Annotated in this window: 9 protein-coding genes and 1 riboswitch; of the genes, 6 read left to right on the forward strand and 3 right to left on the reverse strand. The window is 74.1% G+C overall.

Translation table 11 applies throughout. The features are described 5' to 3' along the window. Window positions 1–621 (forward strand): helix-turn-helix domain-containing protein, encoded by a 621-nt coding sequence (locus ACWCRA_RS29435; RefSeq protein ID WP_351557089.1) that lies wholly within the window; start codon window positions 1–3, stop codon window positions 619–621. A gap of 14 nt (window positions 622–635) precedes the next feature. Further along, on the forward strand, window positions 636–791 hold the full coding sequence (locus tag ACWCRA_RS29440) for a DUF6126 family protein (RefSeq protein WP_351557092.1): 156 nt from the start codon (window positions 636–638) through the stop codon (window positions 789–791). A 131-nt stretch (window positions 792–922) separates the two neighbouring features. Here the strand turns inward: ACWCRA_RS29440 and ACWCRA_RS29445 are convergent, their stop codons facing one another. Continuing rightward, window positions 923–1738, reverse strand: coding sequence for a tyrosine-protein phosphatase (locus ACWCRA_RS29445; RefSeq protein ID WP_351557095.1), 816 nt, complete (start codon window positions 1736–1738; stop codon window positions 923–925). Window positions 1739–1918: 180 nt separating this feature from the next. On the opposite strand from ACWCRA_RS29445, the gene ACWCRA_RS29450 reads away from it, so the two are divergent. The 3 genes from ACWCRA_RS29450 (at window position 1919) to ACWCRA_RS29460 (ending at window position 6416) form a co-directional block, all read left to right on the forward strand. Beyond that, a complete protein-coding gene (locus tag ACWCRA_RS29450; protein WP_451069040.1) occupies window positions 1919–4012 on the forward strand; it encodes an alpha-galactosidase in 2094 nt (697 codons plus the stop codon). Window positions 4013–4318: 306 nt separating this feature from the next. After that, window positions 4319–4471: riboswitch (cyclic di-AMP (ydaO/yuaA leader) on the forward strand. Between the two features lie 4 nt (window positions 4472–4475). After that, window positions 4476–5453 (forward strand): M23 family metallopeptidase, encoded by a 978-nt coding sequence (locus ACWCRA_RS29455; RefSeq protein WP_451069041.1) that lies wholly within the window; start codon window positions 4476–4478, stop codon window positions 5451–5453. Between the two features lie 171 nt (window positions 5454–5624). Continuing rightward, a complete protein-coding gene (locus tag ACWCRA_RS29460) occupies window positions 5625–6416 on the forward strand; it encodes an SGNH/GDSL hydrolase family protein (protein ID WP_351557104.1) in 792 nt (263 codons plus the stop codon). Between the two features lie 46 nt (window positions 6417–6462). Here the strand turns inward: ACWCRA_RS29460 and ACWCRA_RS29465 are convergent, their stop codons facing one another. Both ACWCRA_RS29465 and ACWCRA_RS29470 read right to left on the reverse strand, forming a co-directional pair. Further along, window positions 6463–7083, reverse strand: coding sequence for a TetR/AcrR family transcriptional regulator (locus tag ACWCRA_RS29465; protein ID WP_351557107.1), 621 nt, complete (start codon window positions 7081–7083; stop codon window positions 6463–6465). Between the two features lie 39 nt (window positions 7084–7122). Beyond that, window positions 7123–8343: a Glu/Leu/Phe/Val dehydrogenase dimerization domain-containing protein gene (locus tag ACWCRA_RS29470; RefSeq protein ID WP_351557110.1), complete on the reverse strand. Its 1221-nt coding sequence runs from the start codon at window positions 8341–8343 to the stop codon at window positions 7123–7125. 614 nt (window positions 8344–8957) lie between these two features. On the opposite strand from ACWCRA_RS29470, the gene ACWCRA_RS29475 reads away from it, so the two are divergent. Beyond that, window positions 8958–10244 (forward strand): MBL fold metallo-hydrolase, encoded by a 1287-nt coding sequence (locus tag ACWCRA_RS29475; RefSeq protein ID WP_351557112.1) that lies wholly within the window; start codon window positions 8958–8960, stop codon window positions 10242–10244. Window positions 10245–10611 lie beyond the last annotated feature (367 nt).

The raw sequence follows: 10611 nt of genomic DNA on the forward strand, positions 1-10611 counted from the left end.
ATGCGGACCCCTCCCGGGGGCCATCCCCCGGACCTTCGGTCTCCCACGGGAGACATCGCCGCCGAGCTGTCCGACGTGGCACCCCGGCTGCGCGATCTGCGCCGTCTCCGCGGCCTGACCCTGGAGAGCGCCGCCCATCGCGCGGGCCTCTCACCGGCCCATCTCTCCCGGCTGGAGACCGGTCGGCGGCAGCCCTCGCTGCCGATGCTGCTCTCGCTCGCCAGGATCTACGGTACGGCAGTCTCCGAGCTGCTCGGCGAGCCGGCGCCGGAGCGGGACCCGGTCATCCGGGCCGGCAGCGGTGAGCCGTCACAGGCCGACGGCTGGACCTACCACCAGGTGGGCGCCCCCGGCCGGGCCATGCAGTCGCTGCGCCTGGTCGTCCCCTACGGGGCCCAGGGCGATCTGGTCCGGACCCACCCGGGCGAGGAGTGGCTCTACGTCCTCGACGGACGGCTGAGGCTCACCCTCGGCGAGACCGTCCACGAGCTGGGCCCCGGGGACAGCGCGCACTACGACTCGCTCACCCCGCACCGCCTCGCCGCGGCCACCCGCGACGGAGCCGAGATGCTCTTCGTCCACACCCTGCTCCAGAGCCCCGATCTCCACCCGCACGCCTGAAAGCGAGGACCGACATGTCCGAGAACACCGCGGCGCCCGTGCCCGAGAAGCCCAAGAGCAGCCAGGAGAGCAAGTTCCCCAGGGGCGCGGTGATCCGCCTCTTCGCCTATCTGATCGCCGGCCATGTCTTCGCCGGGTTCCTGTACCTGCTCTTCGAGATGGGCAAGTAGCAGCCGCGAGCGTGGCCGCCCCCGCCCCGGGCGGCCCGGGCGCCCGGCCCCGCCCTCCGGAGCCCGGCGCTCGAACCACGGCCCCGCCCTCCGGAACCCCGCGCTCGAACCCCCGCCCCCCGCCCCGGCGCTCAGACCCCGGTGGTGACGAGCCGCTCCCGCAGCCGCTCGCGGACCGGGGCGCCGAGCCCCAGCCCCTCGCCGAGATAGCGCTCGGTGGAGCCCCAGGTCTCCTCGATCGTCTCCAGCGCGGCCCGCAGATACTCCGCGCGCGCGTCGAAGAGCGGGCTCAGCAGCTCCATCACCTCCGCCGACATCCCCTCGGGCGAACTGTCGCCGCGCCGCACCAGGTAGCGCCGCCGCGGATCGTTGGACTGGAGATAGTCCGCCTCGATCGCCTCCCGCTCCACGCCGACCGCGAGCAGCGACACCGCTATGGAGAGCCCCGCCCGGTCCTTGCCCGCCGCGCAGTGCATCAGCGCGGGCAGGCTGTCGTCGGCGAGCGCGAGCAGCAGCCGGCGGTGCTCCCCGGTCCGTTCCCGGATCATCGTGCGGTACGAATCGGTCATCCGGGCCGAGGCCCGGCCGTCGCCCAGGACCGCGCGCAGCTGGACGAGATCGCCGTCCCGGACCATCCGCCAGAACTCGGTGCCGTCGGCGGGGTCGCTCAGCGGCATGTTCACATGGAGCACTCCGGGCACCTCGGCGTCGTGCCCGTCCAGCAGCAGGTCCGCCGAGTTCCGGAAGTCGAAGATCGTGCGCAGCCCCAGGCCGGCCAGGAACGACACATCCTCCGCGGTGGCGTTGGCGAGGTGACCGCTGCGGTAGAGCCTGCCGTACCGCACCCGGCCGCCGTCCACGGTCGGCAGCCCGCCGACATCCCGGAAATTGCGCACCCCGGCCAGCTCGGGCTCGGTCGACGGGACCTGTGGCAACTGCTGCGTCACGGAGGCTCCTGAGGTCACGGACGCCGGCGCTCGTCGCCGACGATGGCGTGTTCTTGACGATACGACATTGATTCCTCGGGCAATCATTTATTCCGGCTGTTACGGGGGCATTGCACCGACGGGGGAAACCGTCGGATGATGTGCGGGCCTGTTCGGATCTGTTGCAATCCGGGGGTCGGGATGATCGAAAGTGTCGGCAGGGGCCGTGTCTGGGTGCTCTCCGGGGCGTCGAGCAGCTATGCGTTTCGGCTGTCGGACGACGACGCGCTGCTCCACCTCCACTGGGGCCCCCGGATCACCGGCGCGGACGCCGAGGCGCTCGCCGCCGAGGCCCCACCGCCCCACCGCCCCTTCGAATCCCCGCTCGACGGCCATGAGGAGTACCCGGTCGAGGGCGGCCCCCGCTTCGTCCGCCCCGCGCTCAGCGTCCGCACCCCCGAGGTGCGCGGCACCGAGTGGGCCTTCGCCGGCGCCACGGCGGACGGCGACGAACTGCGGCTGCGCTTCACCGACCCCGTGCACGGCCTCGGACTCACCCTGCACCACCGGATGCGCGACGACAGCGATGTCGTCGAGCGCTGGACCACCGCCGCGCACGAGGGCACGGGACCCGCCCTGGAGCTGCTCCGCGCCGACGCCGCCACCTGGACCCTGCCCCCGCGCGACACCTGGCGGCTGAGCCAGCTCCACGGCCGCTGGGCGGCCGAGTCCCGGCTGGTGCGCTCCCCGCTGACGTACGGCGAGCACATCATCGGGAGCCGCCGGGGCCACACCGGACACCAGCATCTGCCCTGGGTCGCCCTGGACGCCGGCGGCGCGGCGACCGAGGAGCACGGCGAGGTGTACGGCTGTGCGCTCGGCTGGTCCGGCTCCTGGCGGATCGCCGTCCACCGGCTGCCCGACGGACTGGTCCAGATCACCGGGGGCGCGGGCCACGACGACTCCGGACTGGTGCGGCTCGCCCCCGGCGAGTCCTATGTCTCGCCCGTCTTCGCCGGGCTCTGGAGCCGGGAGGGCTTCGGCGGGGCCAGCAGGGCCTGGCACCGCTGGCAGCTCGCCCGGGTGATCCCGGACGCGGCGGCCGAGCGGCCCGTCCTCTACAACTCCTGGGAGGCCACCGGCTTCGACATCTCCGAGCCGCAGCAGCGCGCCCTCGCCCGGCGGGCCGCCGCCCTCGGGGTCGAGCTCTTCGTGGTCGACGACGCCTGGTTCGGGCGGCGCACCAGCGACCGCGCCGGGCTCGGCGACTGGACGCCCAACCCCGACCGCTTCCCCGGCGGTCTCAAGCCGCTCGCCGACGAGGTGCGCGCGCGGGGGATGCGCTTCGGGATCTGGGTCGAGCCGGAGATGGTCAACCCCGACAGCGATCTCCACCGCGCCCACCCCGACTGGGTGCAGCACCGGCCCGGCCGGACCCGTACCGAGTACCGCCATCAGCTCGTCCTCAATGTCGCCCGCCGCGATGTCCGGGAGCATCTGTGGGAGCGGCTGCACGCGCTGCTCGACAGCGCGCCGATCGACTACGTGAAGTGGGACTTCAACCGCTGCTTCACCGACCCCGGCTGGCCGGGCGACCCCTATCCGCAGCGGCTGTGGGTGGAGCACGTCCAGGGGCTGTACGGACTCCTGGACCGGCTGCGGGCCGCCCACCCCGGGGTGGACTTCGAGTCCTGCTCGGGCGGCGGCGGCCGGATCGACCTCGGGATTCTCTCCCGTACGGATCAGGTGTGGACCTCCGACAACACCGATCCGCTGGACCGGCTCGCCATCCAGCACGGCCTGAGCCAGCTCCATCCGGCGCGGGTGATGGCCGCCTGGGTCACCGACAGTCCGAACACCCAGCTCAACGGCCGGCGCAGCTCGCTCCGCTTCCGCTTCGTCAGTGCCATGGCCGGGGTGCTGGGCATCGGCGGCGACCTCACCGAGTGGAGCGAGGAGGAACTCGCCGAGGCGCGCGGCTGGATCGCTCTCTACAAGGAGATACGGCCACTGGTGCAGCACGGCGACCTCCACCGGCTCCGCCCGCCCGGCGGCGGACTGAGCGCGGTGCAGTATCTGCGCGGCGACGAGACCGTCGTCCTCGCCTGGCTCCCGTCGCAGCACTACGGCGAACGGCCGCCGAGGCTCCGGCTGCGCGGCCTCGATCCGGCCGGCCGGTACGAGTGCCGGGACACCGGCGCCGTGCACCGGGGGGCGGTGCTGCTGCACCACGGGCTGCACACCGGGCTCTCGGGTGACCTCGACGCCGCGGTCTTCCGGCTCCACTGTCTCTAATCAGCGCATCTGGGTCGTTATCGCTCAATTAGCTGTTTCGCCATAACCTGCCCCGGCTGCGGCGGAGATGGGGTGCGGTCGGTGAGCAGGATCATAGTGGTGACGGTCCGTGCCGGTGCGGCGGAGGACAACGCCGACGCCGGGGCGGGAGTTGGGGGAGCGCGCTCCACGCAGGGTGACCGGAATCCCCGGGAGCGGGGCCGCAGGACCCCCGGCCGTGAAGCGGAGCAGCTTGTTCCGGTCCGCTCGGCTCATCTACGGTCACGGCCATCCGGGCGGACCGCCTAATCCTGCCGCCGGCCGGACTCCCATCGGACGTCGATTCGTGGCAGGAGCGGGGGACCCAGGCAGTACGCCGTTCCGGCTCGCCGGACGGCTCGGGGTGAAGCCGCGCAGAGCGCGGCCGGGCATCTCCAGCCCGAACCCGACAGCTCACCTCGCAGGCGCCGGAGAGGAATGCGCCATGCCCGCAAAGGGTAAGCACCGCCGCCCCAGGAACAACCCGCTCACCCGTGGTTTCGTCGCCGCCGGCACCGGCGGGGCCGCCTTGGCCCTCCCGCTGATGGGGGCGACCGGCGCCCACGCGGCCGAGCGGTCGGCCCCGGCCGCCGCCCCCGCCGTGGCCCCGGTGAAGGCCGCCCAGGCCCAGGCCCAGACCCAGGCTCAGGCCCCGGCGGCCCCCGCCTCCGCCACGTACCGCGTCGTCGCCGGCGACCATCTGACCGCGATCGCCGACGAGCACCGGGTCGACGGCGGCTGGCAGGGGCTGTACGAGAAGAACCGCGACACCATCGGCGACGATCCCTCGATGATCCACCCGGGTCTCGAACTCGCCATCGGCGGCGCGTCCGAGGCGCGCGCCGACCGCTCCGGAGGCCGGGAGTCCGCCCCGGCCGCCGCCCCGGAGAAGACCCCGGGCACCGGCTCCGGCGGCAAGGGCCCGGCCGGTGCCGCGGCCCCCCAGCCGGAGCCCGCCCCCGCCGCCGAGCAGCCGGCCCCGGAGCAGCCCGCCGGGGAGGCCCAGGGCTCCTCCTCCGGCTACACCAGCCCGGTCGCGTCCGGCGGTGTCACCACCTCCTACCGCGCGACCGGCTCGATGTGGTCCAGCGGCTACCACACCGGTGTCGACTTCGCGGCGCCCACCGGCACCTCCGTCCGCTCCGTCGGTCCGGGCACCGTCGTCTCCGCCGGCTGGAGCGGCGCGTACGGCAACGAGGTCGTCGTCCAGCACACCGACGGCACCTACGGGCAGTACGCCCACCTCTCCTCCCTCTCCGTCTCCGCGGGGCAGAGCGTGAGCGGCGGCACCCAGCTCGGCCTCTCGGGCTCCACCGGCAACTCCAGCGGCCCGCACCTGCACTTCGAGATCCGCACCACCGCCTCCTACGGCTCGGACATCGACCCGGTGGCGTATCTCCGCCAGCACGGCGTCTCCCTCTGAGGCGACCGGCAAACCGCCCAGAACGCTCGAATCCCCCCGTACCGCTCGACGGTGCGGGGGGATTCGGCGGTATTCCCCACCGCGTGATATTCCCCGGTGGTAAAGATCACCCGCCGTCAACCCCTCCTTACGGTCGCGTAGGTCACATCCACGGGTTCAAGATGAGTTCTTGTGGCAGACGATTCGAGCACAGACAACCAGGGCGGAATCGGGTCGTACGCGGCTATCGGTGACAGCTTCACCGAGGGAGTCGGAGACCCCGGACCGGACGGGTCCTTCGTCGGCTGGGCGGACCGCTTCGCGGTGCTGCTCGCCGACCGCAGGCCCGAACACACCTTTCGCTACGCCAACCTGGCGGTACGCGGCCGTCTCCTCGACCAGATCGTCGCGGAGCAGGTGCCGAGGGCCAGACAACTCGCCCCGGACCTGGTGTCGTTCTGCGCCGGGGGCAATGACATCATCCGGCCGGGCAGCGACCCGGACGACGTGGCCGAGCGCTTCGAGCGCGCGGTAGCCGACCTCACCGGCGCCGTCGGCACCGTGATGGTGACCACCGGCTTCGACACCCGTGACGTACCCGTGCTGCGCCATCTGCGCGGCAAGGTCGCCACCTACACCGCGCACGTGCGGTCCATCGCCGACCGCTACGGCTGTCCGGTGCTCGACCTGTGGTCCCTCAGGTCGGTGCAGGACCGGCGGGCCTGGGACAGCGACCGGCTGCACCTCTCCCCGGAGGGGCACACGAGGGTCGCCCTGCGCGCCGGGCAGGTGCTGGGGCTCCCGGTGCCCGCCGACCCCGACCAGGCCTGGCCGGTGCTCCCGCCGAGGGGCACCCTGGAAGTGCGGCGCGACGACATCCAGTGGGCGCGCGAGTACCTGGTGCCCTGGATCGGGCGCAGACTGCGCGGTGTCAGCTCCGGCGACCACGTGGCGGCGAAGCGGCCGGATCTGCTCCCGCTCTGACCCGCTGCCGCCGCTCCGGCCCGGCCGGGAGCCGCCATCCGCGGGTTCAGCGGATGGCGGCGGTCAGCGCCTCGCGGTCGAGCCCCAGTTCCCGGGCGAGCGCCTCATCGGTCCACTCCAGCATCGCGGCGCGGGAGAGCGAACCGGCGTACGAGGTCATCTGCACGGCCAGCCCGTCGAGGAAGGCGGTGAGCCGCCAGGCCGCCGACGCGGGATCGGGGCAGGGGAACTCACCTGCGGCGGCACCCTCGGTGATCACCTCGGTCAGAGCCGCCTTCCACTGCTGGTCGAGATCGCGGGCGACCTCCCGCAGCGCGGGCTCGCGCAGGGCGACCGCCCAGCCCTCGATCCACAGCCGCCAGCCCTTGGCCGTGCCCGTCGGCGCGTACCAGCGGACCGCGGCGCGGAGCCTGCGCACCGCGGTGGTGCGGCGGCCCAGCAGTTTGCGCAGATGGGCGAGGTCCGCGTCGGCGGCATGGGTGAAGGCCGCCGCGACCAGCTTCTCCTTGGTCGAGAAGTGGTACAGGACCAGCGCGTTGCTCACTCCGAGCGCCGCGGCCACATCGGCGATCCGCAGCGCCGCCACCCCGCGCCGCTCGATCTGCTCCACGGCCGCGCCGAGAAGTTCCGCACGCCGCTCCGCCACGCTCAACCGGACTCTTGCCACTCCGTCACCCTACACAGCGGATCTTCGCGGGGGACAGGTTCACGGCGGCCCGTACCAGCCGAAGCGGTCGGCGATCACCGGCAGCCGGCCGGCGGCGATGGCGTGCGCCGCCGCGCGCGGGGTGACGCCGTCCGACTCGGCCCGTGCCAGCATCAGCGTCACCAGCGCGCGCATCGAGCGGCGCACATGAGCGAGCGCCTCCTCGGCGTCCGCCCCGATGTCCCCGAACAGGGTCCACCACCACCACGCGTTCGTACCGGAGTTGACCACCACGTCCGGCAGCACGGTCACCCCGCGCCGGGCGAGCGCCTCCTCCGCCTCCGGCAGTACGGGCATGTTCGCCGCCTCCACGATCCAGCGGGCCCGGACCCGGGCCTGGTTGGCGGTGTCGACGGCGTACGAGACCGCGGCGGGCACCAGCACATCGGCGTCGGCCGAGAGCCACGCGTCACCGGGCAGCTCCCGGTCCCCGGGCCGCAGGACGGCCCGGTCGACCGTCCCGAAGGCGTCCCGCGCGGCGAGCAGCGCCTCGACGTCCAGGCCCTCGGGATTGGCGACGGTGCCCTTGATGTCGGCGACGGCGACGATCAGCAGCCCGGCGCGGGAGAGGAACCTGGCCGTCGCGCCGCCCATGGTGCCGAGCCCCTGGAGGGAGACGCGGGTGCCGCGGTGGGCGACCCCGGCCCGGTCCAGCGCGGTGAGCACCGACTCGGCGACCCCGCAGCCACCGGCCAGCTCGTCCAGGCCGAGGCCGTCGACCTCGGTGGCGAAGGCGTCGGCCAGCCGGCGCCGCGCCGCGGCCTCGTCGTCCAGCAGTGGATAGACGGCCTGGACGCAGGAGACGAGCCCGGCCTCGGCGGCGGCCCGGTCCACGGTGTCCTGGGTCAGACCGAGGTCCTCGCCCAGCGTCCAGACGGTCTCGATGTAGGGGCGCATCGCGCGGAGGTAGCGGACCAGGACTCCGTAGGCGCGCGGATCGCGGGGGTCGCAGTCGATCCCGCCCTTCGCGCCGCCCAGCGGTATGTACTTCCCGCCGGGGTTGTAGTGCAGCGCCTCCTTCAGGGTCATGCCCCGGGCGAGCCCGGCCACTTCGGCGGATGTGCACCCCGCACGCATCCGCAGACCACCGCTGGAGACCCCGCGCACCAGCCGGTCCACCACCAGATGGCCCCGGACCCCGGTGACATGGTCCGTCCAGTCCAGCGACAGCAGGGGAGCGGTGCCGGCGGGCGCGGGGGAGCCGGCGGGGGGCCCGGACATGCTGCCTCCAGAGGGGGACACGGGACGGCTGAATCAAGACAACTGAATAGCGGTTCAGTATTCGGAGCGGGTGCCCCCCTTGTCAACATGATCGTCAATACGATCCGGGGCTCCCCTCCCGGAGCCCCTCCATCCGCTTCCGCCGGGGTCGCGGGTCCGGGGCCACGGGTCCGGGGCCGCCGGTCCTCAGTTCCAGCTCCGACGGCGTTGGAGGCGCGGGGGTTCGGGGCCGGCCCCCGACCGTGGCCCGCACCGTGCGGGGATCTGTCGCACAGGCCCCCTCCTCGGACGCCCGACACGCCGGCGGGCCCCTCCTCCGCTCCCAGCCCCTGCCCCGGCCTCCCGGCTCCCGGCTCCCGGCCCCCGCCCTCGGGAACCCCATGGCCGATTCCGGCCGCATGACCCCGGCCCCCCCGGAAACAGGGGAATCCGAGGAACACCCGCACCGCTCCGCGCGTTCTCCTGACCGTGACGCCCGGGCGGCCACGCCCGCCCGGCGCGGGGGCCCCGGGCGGGAGCCCCGGCCGGACGGCGGGATTCCCGTGCGGCGGATTTCCTCGCCGCACTGCCACCCACCACGCACATAATGAGAAGACCCGACACCTGGAGGTGCCGTGACCGGCGCTGGCTCCCCCCACCCGCTGAGATCCCGGCTGCGCTCACTCCGGCCCGCGGCCTTCGGCGCCGACCCCGCCGGAGCCAGGCTGGAGCGCATCCGGCGCTCGCCCAACTACGCGGACGGCGTCTTCCAGAACCCCGTCGGTGCCAGGACCCGGCCGTCCGGCGCCTCCATGGCCGAGTTCGCCAGGATCTACTTCCAGAAGGAGGCCCGGGCCCGCCGGGCACCCACCGGCCCGGTGCCCCTGCACCCCGCCACCCTCACCGATCTGGCCGAGCCCCCCGCGTCCGGACTGCGGCTCACCTGGATGGGGCACTCCACCGTGCTCGCCGAGATCGACGGGCGGAGGGTGCTGTTCGACCCCGTCTGGGGCGACCGCTGCTCTCCTTTCTCCTTCGCCGGGCCCAAGCGGCTCCACCCCGTGCCCGCCCCGCTCGCCGGGCTCGGGCCCGTGGATGTGGTGGTTATCTCCCACGACCACTACGACCACCTGGATCTGCCGACCATCAGGGCCCTGGTCTCCAGCGGCACGGTCTTCGCCGTCCCGCTCGGCGTCGGCGCCCATCTCGAACGGTGGGGGGTGTCCCCCGAGCGGCTCCACGAGCTCGACTGGAACGAGACGGCGGAGGTGGGCGGCCTCCGGCTGACCGCCACCCCCGCGCGCCACTTCTGCGGGCGCGGCCTGCGCAACCAGCAGCACACGCTCTGGGCCTCCTGGGCGGTCGCGGGCCCCGAGCACCGGATCTACCACAGCGGGGACACGGGATACTTCCCCGGCTTCCGGGACATCGGCGCCGAGCACGGCCCCTTCGACGCCACCATGATCCAGATCGGCGCCTACTCCGAGTACTGGCCGGACATCCACATGACCCCCGCCGAGGGCATGCGCGCCCACCTGGACCTCCAGGGCGGCCCCGCCGGGGTGATGCTCCCCATCCACTGGGCGACGTTCAACCTCGCCCCGCACCCCTGGTCCGAGCCGGCGGAGGGCACGCTCACGGCGGCCGGGGAAGCGGGCGCGCGGGTCGCGCTGCCGCGCCCCGGCGAGCCCTTCGAACCCACCGGACCGGCCGTCCCCGCCGAGCCGTGGTGGCGCCCGGTGGCCGCCGTGTCCCCGGGGGCCGGGGCGGCGGCCCCGCGCGAGGCGGTGCCCGCCGGGGGGAGCGCGCTGACACCGGCCGGCACCCAGGGCTCCGCCGTGCCCCGGGCGGAGACGGCCGCCGAGCCGGGCGGAGGCGCGGGCGCCGGCCCCGGCAGTCCGGAAGTGGCACCCACCGCCTGACCCGACTGCCCCGCCCGCCGACGCCCCCGGAGCCCAACTCCCCTCCCGGCGCCCGACCGCTCCTCCTGCCCTCCACCCGGGGCCGGGGGGCCGCGCTGCTCCCGGCTGTCCGCCGCCCTGGGGCTCCCGGTCCGCGTGTCCCGTAGCACGCTCTGCGCCCGGACCAGCGCCCGCCCGCCGTCCCACGACCTCCGGCACACGCGTCCCGCCCCCTGCCCTCCACCCGGGGCCGGGGGGCCGGACTGCTCCCGGCTGTCCACCGCCCTGGGATTCCCGGTCCGCGTGTCCCGTAGCACGCTCTGCGCCCGGACCAGCGCCCGCCCGCCGTCCCACGACCTCCGGCACACGCGTCCCGCCCCCTGCCCTC

Source organism: Streptomyces sp. NPDC001889, assembly GCF_053594535.1.

What these genes read in the sequence shown, in the direction of transcription:
- ACWCRA_RS29455 (WP_451069041.1), top strand. Translation starts at nt 4,476, where the DNA reads ATGCCCGCAAAGGGTAAGCACCGCCGCCCCAGGAACAACCCGCTCACC.
- ACWCRA_RS29440 (WP_351557092.1), top strand. Translation starts at nt 636, where the DNA reads ATGTCCGAGAACACCGCGGCGCCCGTGCCCGAGAAGCCCAAGAGCAGC.
- ACWCRA_RS29450 (WP_451069040.1), top strand. Translation starts at nt 1,919, where the DNA reads ATGATCGAAAGTGTCGGCAGGGGCCGTGTCTGGGTGCTCTCCGGGGCG.
- ACWCRA_RS29435 (WP_351557089.1), top strand. Translation starts at nt 1, where the DNA reads ATGCGGACCCCTCCCGGGGGCCATCCCCCGGACCTTCGGTCTCCCACG.
- ACWCRA_RS29470 (WP_351557110.1), bottom strand. Translation starts at nt 8,343, where the DNA reads ATGTCCGGGCCCCCCGCCGGCTCCCCCGCGCCCGCCGGCACCGCTCCC.